Consider the following 23347-nt stretch of genomic DNA (forward strand, 5'->3'; position numbering starts at 1 on the left):
CATAGTTCAATAAATTTATAATTTTTTTTGTAATTGTATTTTATTTTTTGAATCTTGATACAAAAAATAAAAACCCTAATCAAGGAAATATTATAAAAAATTTATTTTATAAAGTTCAAGAAAAAAGTTTAGAATTATAACTTCTTGATTAAAAAATTATACTGCTATATAATTTACTAATCAGAGGTGTGCTATGAACTTAAAAAGACAATTTTTCAAATTTGTAATCCCATCAATAATAGCTATGTGGGTTTTTTCAATTTACACAATTGTCGATGGATTTTTTGTAGCAAACTTTGCAGGCGAATTAGAGCTTTCTGCAGTGACAATAGTAATTCCCTATGTCAATTTTCTCTTTGCCATTGCAATAATAACAGGCGTTGGATCTCAGACTATTATAGGAATAGAACTTGGACGTGGTAATCGAGATGAATCAAATAGAGTATTTACTTTTATAATTTTATTTATACTTGCATTTTCAGTGACACTTGCTATTATTGCAATAATTTTTATGGATAAAATTATTTTATTTTTAGGTGCAGACTCTTCTCTCTTCAATCTATCTCACGAATATCTTTCGGTAATTGTATTTTTTTCTCCATTTTACATAATTGCATATGCCTTTGAAGTCTTAGTAAAGGTGGACGGTTTTCCACGAACTGCAATAGTAGGTGCAGTGTCTGCTTGTGTTACAAATATAATTTTAGATTATATTTTGATAGATAAATTTCATATGGGCGTTAGAGGTGCAGCACTTGCGACAGGTATTGCACAGTTTTTATCCTGTGTAATATTTTTCATTCACTTTAGAAGTGCAAAGGGATATCTACGCTTTGTTAAAATAAAAATGAGTGGAAAAGAAATTTTAAAATATTTAAAAACTACAGTAATTTATGGATTTGGAGAATTTATATCGGAACTAAACTCTGCAACTTTTGTTTTTATTTTTAATTTATTTATTATAAAATATATTTCTCCAGAATTTTTATCTGCCTACGCAGTTATAAATTATATGTCCCTTTTTGCAAATTCAACTTTTCAAGGGGTGTGCCATGGAACTCTTCCTCTCCTTTCCTTCTATCATGGTTCAAAGGAAAGAGATAAAAGTCTTGAGATTATAAAAATAAGTTTTATTTCTATCTTTATAATTTCAATAATTATGTACATGATATCTTTCTTTGGAGCAGGAACCCTATTTAATATGTTCCTAGAAAATAAAAATATGATTTCATCATCCATAAGACCAATGAGAATTTACGCTCTAATGTTTTTATTATCAGGCCACAATTTATTTATTGCAACACTTTCATCAGCAATTGGAAAGCCTAAATATTCTATTATAATAAATATTATGAGGGGCTCTGTTGCATTATTTTTATCCATCTATTTATGTGTACATTTATTTGGGTCTAAATATCTTTTCTTTGGAGCAGTAATCTCAGAATTTGTAGTATTTTTAATATCAATTTATTCTCTGAAGAAAATGACAAAAATTCCAGAATAAGATTTTTCTTATACAAAATTTTCATAAAAAATATAAAAATAAATTCAATTTAAAAAGGAAGGTCAAAAAGCCTTTCTTCTTTATTAATAAACCATATATTTTTCAAATTCATCAGGAATATTTTCTGACAAATAACCAAGACCACATATATCTGGTCCAACATGAGCCGCTATTGTATGTCCTATCTCAAGGCACAAAAAATTTTTATATCCAATCTTTTTCAATTTAGAAATAAGTGGATCTAAAATTTCTTTTTCATCTGCGTACACAGGAAAGACTCTATCATCTCCATTGGAATTTGATTTTTCTGAAATTATATTAACCATTTTTTTATATGTTCTGTTTTTTCCACGTACTATTTCTGATACATATAATTTTCCTTCACTGTCAACTTCTATTATGGGAACAATATTTAAGACACTAGATATCTTTGCCTTCGTTTTTGAAACTCTGCCGCCTTCATACAAATATTTTAAATCAAAAACTGTGAAAATATGCTTTGTTTTATTTACCAAGAAATTTAATAATTTTAATAAATCTTCAAAACTTGCATTATTTTTAGCAGCAAGTCCTGCATAATATGTAATTTGTCCAAATCCAACTGAAGCTGCAAGAGAATCTACCACTTCCATTTTTACATCTCTATATTTTTCTTGTAACTCCTTTTTTGCTATGTATGCATTTTGAAATGTTCCACTCATCCCAGATGATAGTGTTATGCAAATAAAATCTGTGCCTTCTTTTGCCAATTCTTCAAACTTTTTATAATATTCATAATATGTAATTTGGCTCGTCTTAAAATATTTGCCCTCTCTCATTTTTCTATAAATCTCTTTATTAGTTATATTTTCTGGCAAATCTTTATGATCTTCGTCTGTATTTTTTATTTTTAAGACTTCTATTTGTAATTCTTCCAAAGTTTTTTTATCTAAATCACATGAAGAATCAGATATTATCTTAACAGTCATTTGTCCTACCTCGTTAATTTTTATTTTTGATTCTTTATAAATTTTATCATTTTATTATTAATATTATATCACAGACTATTTTTTATATATTATTTTGCTTATTATAAAATAATAGTTCTTAATATTTTTATTTGTTATAATACTTTTATGGATACTAAATATATGAAAGAAGCAATTGCCTTTGCAAAAAAATCTCTATCCTCAGAAGATGTTCCTATTGGATGTGTGATAGTAAAAAATAATAAAATAATTGGATATGGATACAATAAAAAAGAAGATTTTAAATCACCTATTGCACATGCAGAAATCCTTGCGATAAATATGGCATCAAAAAATTTAAATTCATATCACCTAGAGGATTGTGATATTTATGTAACTTTGGAGCCATGCCTTATGTGTGTAGGGGCAATTTTAAATTCCAGAATTAAAAATTTATATTTTGGTGCAAAAAACAAAAGATTTGGAGCAGTTATTTCTCATCAAAAAATAGAAAACCTCATAACTAATCACAGAATAAGCTATGAGGGTGGCATTTGCGAGAAGGAATGTTCCAAACTAATTAGCAATTTTTTTATAGATCTAAGAAAGAGGTCTAAATAAAAATCCACAATTATCACGCAAAAATTCTAATATAAATTTATCGTAATTATTTTTTGTAATTATAGCAATAATTATTCCAAGCGCCGCTCCAATAATTACATCGCTTGGGTAATGTACAAAGTGATATATTCTTGAAAATGCAATAAGAGATGCTATAACTAAAAATACAATTCCCATTCCTTTGAAATAAAAATAAATAGTTGTTGCTGCTGCAAAAGAAGATGATGCGTGACCTGACGGAAAAGAAAAATCTGTTGGATTCTTTATCAAAAGTTCAACCTTTGAAATCCATGAAGGTCTTTTTCTTTTTAAAAGATTTTTTAAAAAGAGATTGCATATTATTCCATTAAAAATTAACGCCAATATTATATTTACACTCTCTACTCTAAACCCTAAGTAAAATAATATATAGGTGATAAAAATCCATATTGCACCACCAGTTCCAAGGTGTGTAATGGCGATCATATATCTATTTAATGTATCATTTCTCATTTGCAATAAAAAATTTAAAAATTTCTCTTCCATTTATTTTTACCTCTTTACGAAAAATGGTCCCACTAAGGACCAAATTTTATCTTCTATTTTGATTGTCAACCCAATCTTTTGCTTCTTCAACAGATTCTTCTGTGGGAATTTCTACTCCTGTTTCTGGGTCTTTTCCTTCAGTTTTTGCATAAACATCAGATTGAGCTCTGTCGTCGTTATCAATTTCTTTTTGTTGTTCAAGATTTGCCTTCATTTCTTTCTTTTTTGAATCAGAAAGAGTTTTTGAATTTTCTATTAATTCTTTTTCTTTTTTTAAATCTGCCATATTATCCCTCCATTTATTATATAATATTACAAAGAGATCTTAAATACAATTCATTTTAGTAAAGTAATATAATAATTTTAGTAAATTGTTTATGTGAAAATTTTTTGGGTAGAAAATCTATCTTAGATAGTATTATCTTTATATAAAATTACAATATTTTTAGTTAGGGTGTGAAATATGTTAAAAGTTATTTCTGATAATCTAGGCGAGTATAAAAAACAAGCATTGCTCTCGCCCTTTTTTGTTTTATTAGAAGTTTTGATGAATGCAATGATTCCATTTTTTATGACAAAAATTATTGATGAGGGAATCTTAAATAATTCCAGAGAAAATATTATTAGATATGGCATAATCTTACTGATAATTGCTGCCATATCTCTTGGCACAGGCGTCATGAGCGGTTATCTTGCTACTAAGGCCTCTAGTGGCCTTTCCAAAAATATGCGATCAGCTATGTTTTACAATATAACAAACTTTTCCTTTGAAAATATGGACAAATTCAAAAGAGGAAGTCTAATAACTAGAATGACAACTGATGTGCAAATGGTTCAAATGGCTTTTCAAATGACAATTAGAATGGCAATTAGATCTCCTCTTACAATTATATTTTGCTTTATTATGAGTTTTAAACTTTCAAAAGATCTTGCTCCAACTTTTGTAATTATAATTCCTCTTATTTCAATTGGAATGGGAATCATAATTAAGAAAGCCTATCCAATTTTTGAAAAAGTTTTTAAAATTACAGACAAGTTAAATACCGATGTTTCAGAAAATTTATCTGCAATTAGAGTAGTAAAATCCTTTGTCAAAGAAGATAAAGAAATAAAAAAGTTCAATAATATTTCTGATGAACTTCAAGATAATTATGTAAGGGCATCAAAACTTTTAGCTCTTGCAAATCCTCTTATGAATTTCTCAACTTATCTTATGACAATTTTAATTGCCTGGCTTGGTTCTCACTTAATTGTTTCAGGCAATATGAGCACAGGTGCTTTAACTGGTTTAATTACCTATGCGATACAAATTCAAATTTCTCTAATGATGCTTTCTATTATACTTGTTCAAATAACTATTGCTAGAAATTCTATTAAACGTATAGATGAAGTAATTTCTACTACACCAGAAATTGTAAGCCCAAAAAATCCTATAAAAGAAATAAAAAATGGTGAAATTATTTTTGATGATGTTTACTTTTCTTATTCAAAAGATATAGATAAGTCGGTTTTAAAAAATATAAACTTAAAAATAAAATCTTCTGATTATGTGGGAATAATAGGGCCAACTGGTTCGGGGAAAACTACTCTTATAAACTTAGTAGCAAGACTTTTTGATACAACAAGTGGTGATGTCCTTGTAGCAGGAGAAAATGTAAAAGATTATGATTTAAAATCTCTGCGTGATGAAGTATCTGTTGTCTTACAAAAAAATCAGCTCTTTACAGGAACTCTTCGTGAAAATTTAAAATGGGCAAGGGACGACTTAAGTGATGAAGATTTAAAAGAGGCACTTTATATTGCAAGTTGTGACGATTTTATCGATCCAGAAAAAGACTTGGATATGAAGGTTCAAAGAGGTGGAACAAACTTTTCTGGCGGGCAAAAACAAAGAATTTCCATTGCAAGATCCATTCTAAAAAATCCAAAAATTTTAATAATGGACGATTCAACTTCTGCTCTTGATAATAAAACAGAAGAAAAAATCATAAAATCTTTAAACAAACTTAGACCTGATATGACAAAAATTTTAATTTCTCAAAAAATAAAGTCACTTAAAAATACAGATTATATAATTGTAATGGACAAAGGAGAAATAGAATCTATTGGAACTCATAAAGAACTTATTTCCAAAAGTCCAATTTATAGAGAAATAAATGAAACTCAAGAAAGCGATGGTGATTTTGATGCGAAAGAATAAAGAAAAAATTTCATCTTCTGAAAATAAAGTTGCTGCAAAAAAATTATTTTCCTTTATTTTTAAAAGGCACAAATACAAACTCATTGCAGTTTCAATTATGGTAATAATTTCATCACTTGCAACAATTTCTATCTCACTTTTTATGAGATTTTTAATTGATGATTATGTAATGCCACTTCTTAAAATGGACGTGCCAGATTATTCCAACCTCTTGGCTATGCTTATTAAGATGGCAATCTTTTTAGCTGTTGGAGTTTTTTCTTCATTTATGTACTCAAGACTAATGGTATATATTTCAGAAGAAACTATGGGAAACATGAGAAAATTAATGTTTGAGAAAATGGAAGCTCTTCCAGTGTCTTACTTTGACAGTAAAAGTCATGGCGACATTATGAGCTACTACACAAATGATGTAAAGGCATTAGGCGACATGATTGCTCAATCTTTCCCTTCCTTTGTGTCTTCTCTTATGACAATTATAATGGTTTTAATTGCAATGTTTTCTCAATCATTTTTATTATCTCTTATAATAATTCTTACAGTGGGGCTTATGATATTTGTTATGAACGTCATTGGTGGCAAATCTTCACACTTCTTTTTAGAACAACAAAAATCTCTTGCTAAAACAAACGGCTATATAGAAGAAATGATTGATGGTCTTAAAGTCGTAAAAGTTTTTAATCACGAAGAAAATGCCAGAGAAGATTTTGAAGTTATCAACGAAGAACTAATGGAGAATACAATGATTGCAAATAGGCTTGGACTATTTTTATTCCCAATTATCTTTGGAATTGGAAATTTTCAATACATCTTATTTGCATTAATTGGTGGATTAATGGCAGTTTCTGGAAAATATGGAATAACTGTTGGAATAGTTGCATCCTTTTTGCAACTTTCAAGAACTCTAACGGGTCCCATGGGACAAATTGGTGGAAATATAAATTCAGTAGTCCTTGCCATTGCAGGCTCCAGAAGAATTTTTGAATTCCTTGAAGAAGAACCTGAAGACTATTCAGGAAGTGTTGAAAAAGTTGTTAAAAATATCAATGGAGAAGAAAAATATTTTTGGCACGATATTGAAAGTGACGAATACAGAGAACTTTTGGGCGACATAAGATTTAATGACGTAACTTTTTCTTATGATGGAGAAAATAAAGTTCTCAAAAACTTAAACCTCTATGCAAAACCTGGCCAAAAAGTTGCCTTCGTAGGTGCAACTGGTGCAGGTAAAACTACAATTACAAATTTAATAAATAGATTTTATGAAATCGACAGCGGAGTTATTACTTTTGATGGAATTGACATTAGAAAAATTAAAAAAGATGATTTGCGATCTTCTCTTGGAATGGTACTTCAAGACACACATCTTTTTACTGGCACAATTGCAGAAAATATAAATTATTCTGTTAATGATATTGATATGGAAAAAACAATTGAGGCTGCAAAAAGAACTAATGCCCACGATTTTATAAAGAATTTAAAAGATGGATATTATACAGTAATTACTGGAGCAGGTGGCGAACTTTCAGAAGGTCAAATGCAACTTTTATCTATTGCAAGAGCTGAAATCTACAATCCTCCTGTAATGATACTTGACGAAGCCACATCATCTATTGACTCTCGTACAGAAAAAATTGTACAAGAAGGCATGGATGAAATCATGAAGGGCAGAACTACCTTTGTAATTGCACACAGACTTTCAACAATTATGAACTCTGATGTAATAATAGTTCTTGAAAATGGAGAAATTATAGAAAGAGGCGACCATGAAGATTTATTAGAACAAAAGGGAATCTATTACAACCTTTACACAGGTGGATTTGAAGAATAATTATAAAAATTAAGGTGCTGAATTTTTTCCAACACCTTTTTTATAGTTATCATTTTTATACCTGTATCACAATTTAAAAAATTTATGATTTAGATTACTTCTCAAATAAAAAACTTGGTTATACACCTATTAGCACTTAAAAAAGATTGCGATGCAAAAGTACCGCAATCTTTTTTTTATAATAAATTTTATTTTTGAACAATAGACTTTATTTCTGAAATTAAATCATCATCAGATAAAAGACAAGCCCCTTCATATTTTCCAAGTCTTCCAGTAAAAGTATAGTGGAATTTTTTTGTATTCCTATCTCTTTCTGAATCATACATATAAATTGTATCTTCTTTGTCTTTAGTTTGAAATTTTATTAATAAAGATTTGTAGTCTGGAATTGAAGCATAAGAGTATCCTTCATCTGCGACTTTACAATTACCTAAGAGATTTATTATTTCCCCTAACTTTTCTTCTTCGCCTTCACTATTAAAAATCTCTCTTGTAGTCATTTTTTCTTCATCAGAAATCACTTCTACAGATAAAGACTGAAAATTATAAACTTCTCCAGAGGAAAATTTTATCTCATGAGAATCATCTTTTTTGCAAGATGATAACAAAAACATCATCATCAATAAAAATATTATTTTTTTCATAATCTTCCTACTTTGACAATTTGTTAATTATACTGTTTATCTCTTCAATTTTTTCATCAATTTCATCTTCACTTTTTCCGTAAGATTCCTTGACACAGCCCTTTAAATGTGCCGTCAATACATCTTTATTTATATTTTTTAAAATTGAAATTGATGCCATAAGCTGATTTGATATATCCAAACAATACCTGTCATCTTCAACCATTTTAATAAGACCATCAATTTGTCCCCTGACAGTTTTTAATTTTCTAAGTTGGACTTCCCTATCTGCTCTCATTTTTCAATTTTTGCAGAGTAACCAGCATCTTTCACTACTTTTACAAGAATTTCATCAGAAACTTCTTTATCAAGTTTTACTTCTGCTCTCTTTTCTTCAAGAATTACATCTGCTTCTTTTACACCATTAACATTTTCTAGTGCTTTTTTTACTGTAGCCACACAGTGATTGCAGCTCATTCCTTCAACATTTAAAATTTTTTCCATACTATCTTCTCCTTTATTTTTAATAACTTCATAACCTGCTTCTTCCACTGCATTTTTTATTTCTTCTTCTGTGATGCCTTCATCTATAAATTTTACAGAAGAATTTTCATGATTTGCTTCTACATTTTTTGCCTTTCCAGTTTTTTCTAGTGCATCAGAAACTTTCTTTTCGCAGTGCTCACACGTCATGCCACTTACTTTTATTGTAGTCATATTTTTTTCTTTTTCAAATTTTTCTTTACTATCTTTTTTAATATCAGAATTTTCTTTCATGGGATTTACTACTGTCCTTGGTTTAAACCTTCTAAGCCTTAGTGCATTATTCACAACAAAAATTGAACTCATGCTCATTGCAAAGGCTGCAAACATTGGCGACAATTTTATACCAAAGTGTGGAAACAAAATTCCAGCAGCTATAGGTATTCCAATTACATTGTAGAAAAATGCCCAAAATAAATTTTCCTTAATATTTTTTATTGTCGCCCTTGAAATTTCAATTGCGGAAACTACATCAATTAGATCTGATCTCATTAGAACTACATCTGATGATTCAATTGCGACATCTGTGCCATGACCTATTGCCATTCCTATATCTGCCTTTGCAAGTGATGGTGCGTCATTTATTCCGTCACCTATCATAAGAACTTTTTTCCCAGATTTCTGAACTTCATCAATTTTTTTATTTTTTTCCTGTGGCAAAAGTCCTGCAAAAGTTTCATCTACTCCAATTTCATTTGCAATTGCCTTTGCAGTTTTTTCATTGTCGCCAGTTAACATTACAATTTTTTTGTTCATTTCTTTTAAAAGAGAGATGGCCTTTTTAGAACTTTCCTTTGGAAGATCCTTTACAGAGATTATCCCAATAACTTCATCTTCTCTTGCAAAGTACATTGAAGTCTTACCCTCTTTTGCAAGATTTTCTGCACTTTTTTCAAAATTTTTCAAATTTATTTTTTCTTCAAGCATAAATTCTATATTTCCTGTGAAATATTTTACACCATCTATATCTGCACTAATACCTCTACCACTTACAGAGTTAAAATTATCTGCATCAGAAATCTTTATACTTTTTTCCTCAGCATAATTTAAAATTGCAGAAGCAAGTGGATGCTGTGAATTTCTCTCTAACGAAGCGGCAATTTTTAGAAACTCATTTTCATCTAAATCTGTAATTATATCTGTAATTTTTGGATTCCCCTCTGTAATTGTGCCAGTCTTATCCATTACAATTACGTCAACTTTGTGAAGATTTTCCAAAACCTCTGCATTTTTAAATAAAAGTCCAAAGTCTGCACTTTTACCTGTTGCAACCATTATAGAAACTGGCGTAGCAAGTCCAAGAGCACATGGACAAGATATCACGAGAACAGAAATTGCAAAATTAAGCGCATTTTCAAAACCATAACCAAGACTCATCCAAATAATAAAAGTTACAGTTGCAATAATCAACACTGTTGGCACAAAAATTCCTGCAATTTTATCTGCAAGCTTTGCAATAGGTGCTTTTGATTGATTTGCCTCGTCTACTAATTTTATTATCTGTGAAATTGTAGTGTCCTCTCCAACTTTTTCTGCCACAAATTTAAAGGAACCTGTGTTATTAATAGAAGCAGAGATAACTTTATCGCCAACAGCTTTTGGCACTGGTATTGATTCACCAGTAACTGCCGATTCATCAAGAGTTGATGATCCTTCTATTATTTTTCCATCAACTGCAACAGATTCTCCAGGTTTTACAATTAAAACATCGCCGACTTTTACATCTTCAATATTTTTTACAATTTCTTCTCCATCTTCTACAACTGTCGCCATTTTGGGAGCAAGGTCCATAAGTTTTGAAAGAGATGATCTAGTCTTATTCTTTGATTTTTCTTCCAAATACTTTCCAACAGTTATTAAAGTTAATATCATTGCAGAAGATTCAAAATATAAATTTTTTCTGTAAAGGTCAACAATTTCCATATTATTGTATCCAAAACCATAGGACATCATGTAAATTGCAAAAACTCCATAAATAAGTGCAGCCGATGAACCAACGGCAACAAGACTATCCATGTTTGGAGCTTTGTTTTTTAGTCCTTTAAAACCAGAAATGTAAAAATCTCTATTTATATACACAACAGGTAATGCCAAAAGAAATTGCGTAAAAGCAAAAATAATTGACCCTTCTCTTCCATTAAAAACTTTTGGAGTTGGAAGGTGAGCCATATGCCCCATTGATACATACATTAGTATCACCATAAAAATAATTGAAGATACAAGTCTATTTTTTAAATTTTTTTCTCTGTTATCTTCTACTTTATCTTCCTGTGAAACTTTTTTGCCAGACACACTTGCACCATAGCCAATTTTTTCCACTGCACTAATTATTTTTTCTTCATTTACTTTATCTTCATAAAAATTTACTTTCATAGAGTTTGTCATAAGATTTACATTTGCAGACTGAACTCCATCAAGTTTTTCAACAGCTTTTGTGACATTAGCCACGCAAGATGCACAAGTCATTCCACTTACATCAAATTTTTTCTCCATATTACCTCCTCCCACCCCCTATTGGGTGTCATCTATTATTAGATTAACACAAATAAAAAAAATTTACAAATCTTCACATAAAAATCTTTTTTATTTCCTAAATTGCATAATATTTTATAAGATAAAGCGTACAATAAAATATGGTCTAGTAAAAAACTAAACCATATAAAAACTTCTTATTAAATTTTTTAACTTCACAAAAACTTACATCTTAAATAAAATTTCATTTTCTATATAAATATGTCTTCTTATGTCCTTGTCAAGCTCTTCCATAAGACTATTAAGTTCTTTAACTTCTGGTTCTTCCGCATTCATTTTATAATCACGAGTTAAATATTTTACTCTGTCAAAAAGTCCAATTGTCTTTTCATGTTCTGCAATCAAATTTTCGAAATCAACATCTTTTCCAGCCAAAGCATCTTTAAACTCAAATTCCTCTTCGCTTGAAAAGTGTGAAATAAGTTCTGCTTTAATGAGGAGTATAACTTCATATATTACAAATAGTTGTTCTCCTCTTTCTCTATAATATTTTTTTATTGCACCCCTAAAAATTTCATCAATTTTTTCTGTCATTTCAAGTTCGTAAGGATGAATTTCATTTACAATATAATTTATAAGTTCCTCCTTATTCATTTTATAAACTCTGTCCATATCCTTAAATTCAACTTGATCCTGAACTTTTTTTAGAAAATCTTCATAATTTGTATCAAGAGATTTTAAAGCATCTTCCAAACTTTCCATTGCAACAAAATCATACTCTGCACCAAGTTTTTGAATTTCCTTTAAAACCTTTGGATTCTCCATAACTGCAGCTTCAACTGTCATATTTTTATCTAACATTTTTTCCTCCTATTTATCTAAAGAATTTAAAAATCCTATTACATCACTCTCTTCTGTTCTGTAATTTGTAACTAGTCTAATAATTGACTCTCTTTTATTATCTATTTCAAAAATATTTTCTCTTTGTAACTTTTTAATTTCGTCTGGATTTGACTTTATAAAAATTTGATTTGACTCTCCAAAAAGTGGCTCTCTTCCCATTTTGCTAAGACCATGGAACAGAAGTCTTGACATTTTATAAGCTTTATTTGCATTTTCATAGTAAAGACCACTTTGAAATAATACTTTAAATGACAAACCTATCAAGAAAGATTTTGCCATCATTGCCCCTCTTTGTTTCAAATAATATCTAAAATCCTTTCTTAAATTTTCATCTAATATTACAAGAGCTTCGCCAAAAATTGCGCCATTTTTTGTGCCACCAATAGAAAAAATATGTGAGTATTTTGCATAATCAGAAAGTCTTGAATTATTTGCAGCCATTGCATGGGCAATTCTCGCACCATCAATATATAAATAAAGATTATTTTCCTCGCAGACTTTATAAATCTCTCTTATCTCATCTACCGAATAAACTGTCCCAAGCTCTGTGGTTTGTGAAATATAGACAACTTTTATTTTTACATCAATTTCTCCAGCTTGATTTTCTAGTAATTCTTTTATATCTTCTGCTTTTAATTTTCCATTAGAATTTTCTATTGTGACGACTTTATGACCTGTCGCCTCAATTGACCCCGTTTCATGATGAGTTATATGGCCAGTACTTGCAGATAAAACTGCTTCAAAAGGCCTTAATGCAAAAGTAGTTGCCAAAATATTTGTAGCAGTTCCTCCAGATACAAATTCTATATCTGCATCACAATCTATTTCCTTTAAGATTAATTTTCTAGCAGAATTAGAAATTTCATCTAAACCATAACCAGAAATTTTTTCATCAAATATCTTATTAATTTCCTCATAAATTTCTCTTGAACCAAAATCGTTATAATCATTTAAAAAATTATTCATAACTCACCCCGTATTATTATTACCCAATATTATATATTAAATGTGAATTTTTAAAAAATAGGCTACAATATTAAATTATGATATCTTTTATATAATATTTGAAATAAAATATAAAAAAGTGATGAACAGAATAGATCTTCCTATTCTGCAACATCACCTTTTATAGCTTTGATTTTTTCAGTTTTCGATATTTTCGTCACTTCTTATTAATTCTGATTTAATTAAGAGTCTTTTATCATTTTTTGGATAAGGGTGACACGCCATTAAAAATAGCTTTGTCTTTCCTTCCTCTCGTGTGAATTTACTCCAATCTGTGGGTTCAATCACTTCTTTATCAACTACTTTGTAGTAAAGTTCTTCTTCTCTTGTAGTGATTTTTAGTTCATCGCCAATTTCCAGCTTATCAATATTTAGAAAGGATTGCGTTTCATTTCTTCCCCCTCTATGTCCTGCAAGAACTGTTATAGTGTTGTCTTTTGATGTTGGTATATCAGTACCTTCTACAATGCCTGAACCAGTCAATAAAGATTGTTTACTGGTATTTTCACTAATAGGAGTTATAACCCCAATCTTATCAATTCTGAGAACACCTATTGCTGTATCTTTTATAGTATCCTTTACTTCATCTGGTTGTTCTTCTTTTTCATAATTTTCTAAAGAAGGTAATTCCTCTTTCATTTGGCTTTCAAGGTTTATTGATGCTTCTTTTTTAAATTCTATTCTTTTTTTGTTAAGAACCAGAAATGCAATGGCAAAGACTATTAATATTAATCCAATACCAATAAGAGATTTACTAAGATAATCCTTTCTTTCTTTATTTGACATTTTTCTTTCTTCTTGAGTTTAGTTTCTTTTTTCTTTGAATTCCAGCAAATGTAGAAAGATTTCCTAGTCCCAGTAGAATCCAAGCGTAAGTTGATAAATTCAATCCATCTCCTGTCTTAGGCAATTCTTTACCTTGTGAAGGAGTCTTGGAAGTGTTTGGTTTGTCTGGTGTTTCAACCTCATTTGGTTCTTCTGGAGTGTTTGGATTTTCAGGCTCTTCTGGATTATCCAGTTTATTTGGAGTATCTGGTTTTTCTGGTTTCTTTGGATCTTCTGATCTATCTGGTCTAGTTGGCTTTTCTTCTTTGTTTACAATCGTAAATCCATCTTCTGCACTGCCAAGATAATTGACATCAAACCATTTTCCATCTAATTTTATTGTGTTTCCAGCTTCGCCAACTTCTTTTATCGTATAATGATAATCATGTGTTGAATTTGAACTTTTCTTAGCGTCTAAATCTTTAAATTCACCACTCCAATTATTGTCTTTATTTAAGTCAAGGAGCTTTCCTGTCGCTTCTCCATCCCTATAAAGTTCTACTTCTATTTTGTCTACTGGCTTATTTCCATATAGAATCCAGTCTTTTTTAACTTTAATATCTATGGTATTAGGTTCTGATGGTCTTGGTCTTGGCGGTGATTTTGGTTCTTCTTGATTTCTTATAGTATAACCATCTTCCATAGATCCACTATAATTCACTTTGTACCAATTTCCATTAATCTTAATTGAACCAGTATCTTCACCAACTTCTTTTACTGTGTATTGTAATAGTTCTTTGAATCTAAGCTTTCCACAACGTCTAAGTCTTTGAATTCTGCTGTCCACTTGTTGTCTTTTGTTAGTTCTTTCTTTTCTCCTGTAGCTTTTCCATCTCTATAAAGTTCTACTTCTATTTTGTCTACTGGAGCTTCTATAACTTTTCCATTCTTATTTTGCCAAACTTTTTCAACTTTGATGTCTTCTTTTGATGGAGTTATTGGTGTCCATGGGTCTGATTTCTCTTCTAACTTATTTTTTATTGTTAGACCTTTTTCTTCATTTCCATCGTAACTTACTTGGTATTTTTTATCACCAATTGTAATTTTACCATCTTTTTCGCCAACTTCTTTTACTGTGTATTCGTAGGCTTTTTTTGAGTCCAATTTTTCTACTACGTCTAAGTCTTTGAATTCTGCTGTCCACTTGTTGTCTTTTGTTAGTTCTTTCTTTTCTCCTGTAGCTTTTCCATCTCTATAAAGTTCTACTTCTATTTTGTCTACTGGGGCGGTTACTTCTTTTCCGTCTTTATTTTGCCAAACTTTTTCAACCTTGATGTCTTCTTTTGATGGAGTTATTGGTGTCCATGGACTTGATGTTTCTTCTAACTTGTTTGTTATTTTAAAGCCATCTTCTTCTGTTCCACCATAAGTTACCTGGTATTTATTGTCGCCAATGGTAATGCTACCATCTTTTTCGTCAGTTTCTTTTACTGTATAGACAATCTTTTCGTCATTCTTGTATTCGTCTAGATTTGTAAAAGTACCTTTCCAATTATTATCTTTTGTTAAAGCTAATTCTTTGCCTGTATCAGCTCCATTTGCTAATAACTTAACTGTTGCTTTATCTGGTCTTTTACCATCTTTGTTATTGTTATCTTCCCAAATTTTTTCTACATTAATATCTGTTCTTCTTAATAATCTATTCGTAACAGAATTAGATTTTCCGAAATTTCCATCATCTGCATATCTTACAAAAAAGCTGTTGGTTGCGACTTTATCATTAAGAACATTGCTGCCAGGATATTCTGGAGCTTTCATTTGAAGTCTGATATCTAAGGTTTCATATTGTGTTAATACTGGGTCATAATTACCGATTATCTTTACAGCGGTAACATCTTCGTATGATGTCGGATTTTTAACCCAATTTTGGCTTTTTACAGCTTTTACTGGGTCTTCTGAAGGATTCTCATCTGTTGTATAAAAAATATTAAAATCCTTTGTTATATCTTTACCAGCTTTATAGATTTTTATTTCATCGACAAGTTTATTTCTGTATTTATTATTTCCATCTGTAAAACTTGGTAGTACATCATATATTTCCAGTTTATTTAAATACTCATCTTTATAGTTATTTACTCTCAGCTGATATTCAAACCTACCTAATTTATCATTGGCTTTATCAGCATAATTAGTAACTGTATCTAATGAAAATGCCCTGTCATACACAAGGTCCCCATTTTCTTCTGCTGGCTCTACACTTCTTATTCTTTTAATACTTTTTACACTCTGTGCCAAAGTTGAGGTTACCTTTGACTTCGCCATTAGGATAGAGTCATGTGTCTTCCCATTTCTATTGATATCCAGCTTATCAACAACTACTGTAGATGACATAGGGTCCCCAACCTTAGGGTTTAACACAGATTGGTCATCATTGAAGTAAGAATAGACTATGTTGTCATTATTAATCTTGTCTGTAATTGCCCTTTCTGGGACAATATTCTCATTAATTCTTCCTCCAAAACTAAATTCTAATTTCTTACCATGAACATTCCTAAATTCACCCACTAAAAAGTTGTCATATTTTAAAATAAAAGCGTCTCTACCAGTATTATTGTAATTCTTTACCAGCTCATATTTATAATTAAATCCACTTCCGACATCAGCCCTCAATCCTAATTCTTTTGGATTTACAGTTATACCTTCAGGTAAAAGATCTACAAATGTTAAGTTTGAGAGTTCTCTTTGGTCAGACAATCCTTTAAAATCATATTCTATTCTAAATCTAATCTGATCTCCAACCTTAGGTGTAGGATTACGTAAGTAATCGGTGCTTTTATAGAGCTTAACAGACTCTTCTATTGGTATGAGGTATTTATCTGCTGATGCTGTAAAATTATATTCATCCTCTCCGGATTTTAAATTTACTTCTGCTGTATTATTAAGGGCTCTATCTGGTTCAAATTTAACCTTAAAAGGATCCTTGTACTTCATTTTTACATCTAATCTAAGCTGAGCACCTACTGGCAACTCATAATTTTTAAAATGTATCTCTACTCTATCATACTCTGGATTTACAGCTGGAGCATTTTCTCTTTCTATCTTTCCATCAAGAACTTGCCTTCTTATATTTTTTGCTTCTTCCTGAGCAAGTTTATTTATCGGATACTCTTCATATCCAAATAACTTTTCAGTTATAATATCATAAGTCCCGTCTGACTTAATCCCCCTTATCTCATACTGACTTGAATCCACATATTTTTTCCCAGGTGAAAATTCTAATGGCCCAAACATACCTGACACATAAAATCTGGAATCAAAGTTCTTAGCATCTTCAATGATGACGATGTCTTTCATAGGCTCAGATGTTTTGTTTTTTAAATAAATACTATAGTTTACTTCTGCTGTAGCCATTCCTGTTGGGTCATAATAAGTCTTGGCTGGCGTTTCCGGATAGTTCACGCCGTCATCAAATCCATTATTCTTCCAAAATACGCCGCTTCCATCTAATGGATCGGATGTCAATTGAAAGCTTAAATTAGCTGAAGCCTTGTAGACTTCCCCTTCACTTGGGTTATATGGCCTTGCTTCTATATCAACACTATTGTCATAATAGACCCTATCATCTCTTGGAGTGTCCTTTGAATTGGTTTTTGCGCCTGGAAAGCGTAATTTTAGCTGAACACCTTCTTCATATAAATCACCTTCAGCACCACCGCATAAAAAGTCTCCGTCCTTATTACTATGTCTTTTTCTTTCATTAAGATTATAAGTTACAGTCTTTCCATCTTTAGAAAGCACCCATCCTGGGTTTTCTTCCTCTCTAAATTCAGCTGTCCTTTCATTTCCATCCTTATCCGTATAAGTTGGAAGGGTATCTGTGATTACATAAGATTTAAGAGCTCTTGCTTTGCTTCCATTGTAACCACGATCTTTAACTTCTAACTTGAATTGGAAGCTTACAGGTCTTGTGTCATTTTCTGATATTCTTCGAGGATTGTTTTTATCTTCACTACCGCCATAATTCATTTGGTCTTTTTCACTAGATAGGTTAACTAATTTTCTTCCTCTAAAGTCATCATATTTAATAGAATATTCTTTGTCTTTTACTTCTTTTATAAGACATCCACTTGCGTCATAAAGCTTAACTTCTGGTTGGAATTTATAATCTGGTGGTGTAATGTTATCTTTAAAACTGAAAGTATAAGGTATCTTTAAAGTGGTAGTCGAATCTATGGCTTTTAAATAAACTCTATAGATAGTCTTGCCGTCTTCTACTCTCTTTTCCACCCTATCAATCATAGGATAATTTTGGATAGTAGCTGTAGAATCTATATACTTTCCTTGGTTATTTGGATCTTCCCATCTTGTCACATCAATAGGATCCCAGTTCCCATCGTTTCTTATTGGAAACTCTTCAGAAGGGAATATAATATCATAATATAATCCTTCAACTTGACCTTCAATTCCCTTACCATCAATTACTACATTACTTTGAATTAAATCTGTTCCATAATATTCTGTTTGTTCGTGTGATTCTATATCTAAGCTAAGATTAAGATTAGAACAGCTTCCATTTACCTCATTATCTTCATTATTATTATCATTTTCATTATTTTCAGCATTCATCATTTTTTCTGTCGATGCTTCGTCTTCTTTAATTTCTAATTCTCTTTCTTCAGGAGGATTGTTTGTATTTAGTAGGCTGCCTTCGATAGCAATACTACCTGCTACATCTGTTTTATCCTCTACAAGGCTTGTAAATACTACCTTTAGAGTACCTCCCCCAACTTCAGAATTAGAGTTATTTACTTGTGCCTTTGCAACTTGAACTCCATCAATGGTATTGACTGTAAAATCATTTTCTAATGTTTTAAAGTTTTTTGGAAGGTTTACATTAAAGTAATCTCCTGCTTTAATGTTTTCTTTGTATTCACTAGAATCCCAATCAAACTCTAATTTACAATTTTTTTCTTCTGCAATGTCGTCATTAAGATCAATGGTATTTCCATCTTGATCTTTAACTTCCATTCTACTTATCTTTGTTTTTGTTAGCTCATTTGCAGCTTGTGCAAATATTTCTCCAATTGGAACAAATGTGCTTAATAGCATTAAACAAGCTAAAAAAAATGCCATTAATTTTTTATTTCTTAACATAATGTCTTTTCCTCCTTTTTGCTATTTATTTTTCCTCAAAAACAATTCTATATAATAAAATTATTTTAAGGAATATTAAAGAAGACATTTATATTATGAGTATATCATATTTTCAATTATTTTTTAATCAAAAGACACTATTTTATCAGATTTTTCTAACTTTTATAATAAAATTTTTTTTAATTACTAAAATGTCTATATTTTTGGTCAAATTTATATATTAAATGTAAATTTTTAAAAAATAGGGTACAATATTAAGGAGGTGTTTAAATGAATAGTCATGGTGCAAATATTTTTGAAATTGCAAAAAATAATGGTATAGAAATAAAAGATATTAAAGATTTTTCTTCCAACATAAATCCCTTGGGACCAAGTGTAAAAGCTCTAAATTCTCTTAAAAATAATTTAATTTTACTTTCAAGCTATCCCGATGTAGAATACATAGATCTTAAAAACTCTATTTCAAATTATGCAAGTTGTGATGAAAAAAATATTGTACTTGGACTAGGCTCCACAGAAATTTTAAAGGATGCTATAAAATTTTTTGATCCAAAAATTTCTATGATACTCTCACCTTGTTACTCTGAATATGAAAATGAACTAAAAAAAATAAATTCTAAAATAATAGAATACAATCTAGAAGAAAAAAATAATTTCGAAATAAATTTAGACGAAATTATAAATTTAATAAATAAAAATAAAGTTGAACTTTTTGTCTTTGCAAATCCAAATAATCCCACTGGAACAATTTTAAGTGCGTTAGATATTGAAAAAATTTTAACAGAAACTGATGCAAAAATTTTAGTAGACGAAACTTATGTGGAATTTACAGACATGGATATTTTTTCTTCTGCAAAGCTAACTAAACATTATAAAAATCTTGCGATAGTAAGAGGTACTTCAAAATTTTTTGCACTTCCTGGAATAAGACTTGGATATGGAATTTCTTCTGATAAAAACTTTTTAAATTATTTTAAAGAGATGGAAGTTCTTTGGCAAATAAATTCTGTTGCAGAAATTTGTGGCAAGGTAATGTTTTCTGACAAAGAATATATTGATAAAATTTTTAATTTTATAGATTCTAGAAGAAATTATATTTACAATGAAATTTCTCAAATAAAAAATTTAAAACCTTTTAAAAGTTTTGGGAATTTTATTTTAATAAAAATTTTGAATGGGATAAATTCTACAAATTTGCGTGAAAAACTTTTAGAATATGGAATTGTTATAAGAGATTGTAAAACTTTTAAAAATTTAGACAATTCTTATTTTAGAATTTGCATTTTAGATGATAATTCAAATGAAAAATTATTACAATTTTTAAAAGAAATTTATTAATGGTGATAAAATGAAAAAATTAAAAAAAATATTTTCTATTTTAGTCTTAGTGCCTTCACTTTTTGTGCCAAGTTTGACTTTTGCTACAGATAGAAATGCTCCTGTTATTACTGAAGTCAAGGTAGAGGATAATTTTAATAAAAATAGCGAAAATCAAAATACTCTAGATAAAAAAATAGAAGAAGCTCACGAAGTGAAATCTAAGGAAGAATCCACTGCACCTAAAGATCTAATGTTTAGTCCTTGGGCAAGTAGTGAATTAAATGATGTACAATTTATGGGTTTATTTCCAATTTCAAGCTTTTCAAATGGAAAGGATTTTACAAAAGCCGTTACTAGGGAAGATGCAAACGCAGCTTACAATCTTGCAAAAGAAAAAATTGAATCTCGCAACATAAAAACTGGTGGGAATTTTAATTTTAAAAATTTAAGTCGTCTTGAAACTTTAGAATCTATTTCAAAACTTTTAAATGATGATAAATTTTCAATAAAATCTTTAAAAGATTTGAAAATATTTTTGGGCGAAGATAGTAAAAATTACTTAAATGAAAAAATTCCTCTTGAAGAAATGCTTTCTCTATACAATAGAGCTGTTAAAAAAGTTTTGCAAGACAATGACAAGGTATCAAAGGGATTTTTCTACGAAATAAATAACAAAAACAACAAAGTTTATATGCTTGGATCCATTCATGTAGGCAGAAATTCCCTTTATCCTATTGACAATAATATTGTAAAGTCTTTAAAAAATTCTGATAAAATTTATATGGAGATAGATTTAACGGATCAAGAAAAAATAGCAGAAATGCAAGAAAAAATTTATTACAAAGATGGCAGAAATTTAAAGGATGATTTGGGCGAAGAACTTTACGAAAGGGTATTAGATATTTTTAAAAATTTTGGAATGACTGAAGACCAAGTGAAAAGTATAAAGCCTTGGGCAATTTACAATACTCTCTCAATTGATCCCAATAGAGAAACTGCGACATCAGATTATGGAGTTGAGTCATATTTCTTGGCACTTAGCCTTTTAAATAAAATTGAAATAGACGAACTTGAATCTGTTGAATTTCAATCAGATTTACTCTCAAATTTTGACAAAGAGTCCTATATTTCTATGATAAAAAATCTTACATATGAAATTGAAAAAAATGGATACAAGAATATAAATGCCCAGCTTGATAAAATGATTGATGTCTGGGAAAAAGGCGACAAAGATAAAATGAAAATACTTTTATCTACAAATGGGGATAAAGCTGCAGAAAAATTTAACGAAGCACTTTTATCTGACAGAGATAAAAATATGGCAAAAAAAATTGACACATTATTAAAAGAAGATGGTAAAAACACTTACTTTATATTAATAGGATCAGCTCATCTTGTTCCAGAAAATTCTGTAACAGGAATTTTAAAGAGCATGGGCTATAATGTTATAGAAAAATAAAAAAGACGAGGTACATATCAATATTAGATGTGTACTTCGTCTTTTTATTAAAATTTTTATTTTCCTATCATTTCATTTAAAATTACTTCGTCAGTTTCCATCATTCCATCTTTTGCAATGTGACCAATAGTTTTTATCATTTCATCAACATCTTTTTTTACAATTCCATCTCCTGCTTTAAAAGAATTTCCAGATTTTGCTTGTCTATAAGATAAAAATGCCATTTTTAAACTAGATGCAATTTTCATAGCACAAGATTCCTTTGCTCCATCGCAAATTATTCCAGAATTTGTGGCAAGTGAATTTATTAGGGTTTCCTTTATCATTTCCTTGTCTTCTCCATTTAAAAAGGCAATGCCACAAATAGAAGCGGAAGCTGCAGATACAACTCCACAGTAAGCAGAAAGTTCTCCAATTCCTTCTTTTATGTAAAGGCCAATTAAATTTGCAAAAATAAGACTTCTATAAAGAGTATCGCTGTCAATATTATTTTCCCTTGCGTACATAATTACAGGTACAGAAACAGTTATGCCTTGATTTCCACTGCCTGAATTTATTACAACAGGTTTTTCGCAACCAGACATTCTCGCATCAGAACCTGCTGCAGCATAGGCGACAAATTTTTCATAATTTTTGTCATTTGCATCAGTTAAAACTAATTTGCCAATATTTGCTCCCCAATTATTTTTAATTCCTTCTTCTGCAATTGCACAGTTGTATTCAATTTCTGTATCTAGTAAATCTTTTATACTTTCATAATCTCCATTTTTCGCAAAATCATAAATTTTATCAAAGGATAAATCTATTTTATTTTCTTCACACTCTTCTTCATATTTTTTTTCAAATAAAACTTCATCATTTAAACTTTCATAAATAATATTTGTATGAAAATCATTTATAATTACTTCAGATTTATTTTTATCTGATTCCATAATTATATCTATATAAAGACCTTTCTTTTCATGAAGCAAAATAATTTCAACTAGACCTTTTTCTATTAAATCATCAAGTATATCTAGCTTACTTTTATCTATGCCAGATAGAACTTCAAGTTTCTTTTTATAATCACCTAGAAAAGCTCCAGCTGCAAGTGAAATTTCTATTCCCTTTCTCCCATCAGTTCCTGGAACTTTAACACTATTTACATTTTTAATCATATTGCCCGATAACTTTGCTGTAATTTTTTTTGGATTTTCTCCCAAAATAAATCTGGCTCGACTTGCACCATAAGCCAAAGCTATGGGCTCAGTACAGCCAAAAGCTGGAATCATCTTTTCTCTTAAAAAATTATTGTAATCCATAAAAATTTCCTTCCTCTTTTATTTTTTTACAATTATATTATATCAAAATTTTTTAATTTTATTATCTTATATAGACTTAAATTACAATAATAAATTAATCACTTTTAAATAAAAAATTAAATTATGTTATATAATTTTCCATATATCTAGAAAAATTTTTTCTACACAGTACGT

Annotated in this window: 18 protein-coding genes; 6 read left to right on the forward strand and 12 right to left on the reverse strand. The window is 29.7% G+C overall.

Features of this window, described 5'->3' with window-relative positions; all coding sequences use genetic code 11:
* Nucleotides 1-193 precede the first annotated feature (193 nt).
* On the forward strand, nucleotides 194-1504 hold the full coding sequence (locus RH95_RS06400; protein WP_010246259.1) for an MATE family efflux transporter: 1311 nt from the start codon (nucleotides 194-196) through the stop codon (nucleotides 1502-1504).
* 83 nt (nucleotides 1505-1587) lie between these two features.
* Here RH95_RS06400 and RH95_RS06405 read toward each other — a convergent pair whose 3' ends face one another.
* Nucleotides 1588-2472 (reverse strand): DegV family protein, encoded by an 885-nt coding sequence (locus tag RH95_RS06405; RefSeq protein WP_010246823.1) that lies wholly within the window; start codon nucleotides 2470-2472, stop codon nucleotides 1588-1590.
* Between the two features lie 147 nt (nucleotides 2473-2619).
* Between RH95_RS06405 and RH95_RS06410 the strand changes: the two genes are divergently transcribed.
* Entirely contained in the window at nucleotides 2620-3072 is a 453-nt protein-coding gene (locus RH95_RS06410) for a nucleoside deaminase (protein ID WP_026038603.1), read from the forward strand.
* Here the strand turns inward: RH95_RS06410 and RH95_RS06415 are convergent.
* Both RH95_RS06415 and RH95_RS06420 read right to left on the reverse strand, forming a co-directional pair.
* On the reverse strand, nucleotides 3052-3597 hold the full coding sequence (locus RH95_RS06415) for a phosphatase PAP2 family protein (RefSeq protein ID WP_010246827.1): 546 nt from the start codon (nucleotides 3595-3597) through the stop codon (nucleotides 3052-3054). The two genes, RH95_RS06410 and RH95_RS06415, sit on opposite strands and share 21 nt — an antisense overlap.
* Nucleotides 3598-3643: 46 nt before the next feature.
* Complete coding sequence (locus RH95_RS06420) at nucleotides 3644-3883, reverse strand: CDIF630_02480 family spore surface protein (protein ID WP_010246830.1); 240 nt, start codon at nucleotides 3881-3883, stop codon at nucleotides 3644-3646.
* Between the two features lie 177 nt (nucleotides 3884-4060).
* Between RH95_RS06420 and RH95_RS06425 the strand changes: the two genes are divergently transcribed.
* Both RH95_RS06425 and RH95_RS06430 read left to right on the forward strand, forming a co-directional pair.
* The gene (locus tag RH95_RS06425; protein ID WP_010246832.1) at nucleotides 4061-5797 is read left to right on the forward strand and encodes an ABC transporter ATP-binding protein; all 1737 of its coding nucleotides are present in this window, start codon (nucleotides 4061-4063) and stop codon (nucleotides 5795-5797) included.
* Nucleotides 5784-7628 carry an ABC transporter ATP-binding protein gene (locus RH95_RS06430; protein WP_010246834.1) on the forward strand — a complete coding sequence of 615 codons (1845 nt, stop codon included), beginning with the start codon at nucleotides 5784-5786 and terminating at the stop codon, nucleotides 7626-7628. The genes RH95_RS06425 and RH95_RS06430 overlap by 14 nt, the downstream gene beginning before the upstream one ends.
* Nucleotides 7629-7816: 188 nt before the next feature.
* Here RH95_RS06430 and RH95_RS06435 read toward each other — a convergent pair whose 3' ends face one another.
* The 8 genes from RH95_RS06435 to RH95_RS06470 form a co-directional block, all read right to left on the reverse strand.
* Nucleotides 7817-8272 (reverse strand): membrane lipoprotein lipid attachment site-containing protein, encoded by a 456-nt coding sequence (locus RH95_RS06435; protein WP_010246836.1) that lies wholly within the window; start codon nucleotides 8270-8272, stop codon nucleotides 7817-7819.
* A gap of 7 nt (nucleotides 8273-8279) precedes the next feature.
* Nucleotides 8280-8549: a metal-sensing transcriptional repressor gene (locus RH95_RS06440; RefSeq protein WP_010246838.1), complete on the reverse strand. Its 270-nt coding sequence runs from the start codon at nucleotides 8547-8549 to the stop codon at nucleotides 8280-8282.
* Nucleotides 8546-11287: a heavy metal translocating P-type ATPase gene (locus tag RH95_RS06445; RefSeq protein ID WP_010246840.1), complete on the reverse strand. Its 2742-nt coding sequence runs from the start codon at nucleotides 11285-11287 to the stop codon at nucleotides 8546-8548. Before RH95_RS06445 ends, RH95_RS06440 begins: the two co-directional genes overlap by 4 nt.
* Before the next feature lie 204 nt (nucleotides 11288-11491).
* Nucleotides 11492-12127, reverse strand: a complete 636-nt coding sequence (locus tag RH95_RS06450) for a hemerythrin domain-containing protein (protein ID WP_010246842.1) — start codon at nucleotides 12125-12127, stop codon at nucleotides 11492-11494.
* Nucleotides 12128-12136: 9 nt separating this feature from the next.
* Nucleotides 12137-13135, reverse strand: a complete 999-nt coding sequence (locus tag RH95_RS06455) for a threonine aldolase family protein (RefSeq protein WP_010246844.1) — start codon at nucleotides 13133-13135, stop codon at nucleotides 12137-12139.
* A 177-nt stretch (nucleotides 13136-13312) separates the two neighbouring features.
* Entirely contained in the window at nucleotides 13313-13960 is a 648-nt protein-coding gene (locus RH95_RS06460) for a class C sortase (RefSeq protein ID WP_010246846.1), read from the reverse strand.
* Nucleotides 13950-14786 (reverse strand): Cna B-type domain-containing protein, encoded by an 837-nt coding sequence (locus RH95_RS06465; protein ID WP_010246848.1) that lies wholly within the window; start codon nucleotides 14784-14786, stop codon nucleotides 13950-13952. Before RH95_RS06465 ends, RH95_RS06460 begins: the two co-directional genes overlap by 11 nt.
* Nucleotides 14714-19093: a Cna B-type domain-containing protein gene (locus RH95_RS06470; protein ID WP_010246850.1), complete on the reverse strand. Its 4380-nt coding sequence runs from the start codon at nucleotides 19091-19093 to the stop codon at nucleotides 14714-14716. The genes RH95_RS06465 and RH95_RS06470 overlap by 73 nt, the downstream gene beginning before the upstream one ends.
* Before the next feature lie 270 nt (nucleotides 19094-19363).
* Between RH95_RS06470 and RH95_RS06475 the strand changes: the two genes are divergently transcribed.
* Both RH95_RS06475 and RH95_RS06480 read left to right on the forward strand, forming a co-directional pair.
* Nucleotides 19364-20431 carry a pyridoxal phosphate-dependent aminotransferase gene (locus RH95_RS06475; RefSeq protein WP_010246852.1) on the forward strand — a complete coding sequence of 356 codons (1068 nt, stop codon included), beginning with the start codon at nucleotides 19364-19366 and terminating at the stop codon, nucleotides 20429-20431.
* A 10-nt stretch (nucleotides 20432-20441) separates the two neighbouring features.
* On the forward strand, nucleotides 20442-21872 hold the full coding sequence (locus RH95_RS06480) for a TraB/GumN family protein (RefSeq protein WP_010246854.1): 1431 nt from the start codon (nucleotides 20442-20444) through the stop codon (nucleotides 21870-21872).
* 56 nt (nucleotides 21873-21928) lie between these two features.
* Here the strand turns inward: RH95_RS06480 and RH95_RS06485 are convergent, their stop codons facing one another.
* Nucleotides 21929-23173 (reverse strand): L-cysteine desulfidase family protein, encoded by a 1245-nt coding sequence (locus RH95_RS06485; protein WP_010246857.1) that lies wholly within the window; start codon nucleotides 23171-23173, stop codon nucleotides 21929-21931.
* Nucleotides 23174-23347: the final 174 nt, after the last annotated feature.

Source organism: Peptoniphilus rhinitidis 1-13, assembly GCF_000246925.1.
Classification (GTDB): Bacteria; Bacillota; Clostridia; order Tissierellales; family Peptoniphilaceae; genus Peptoniphilus_A; species Peptoniphilus_A lacydonensis.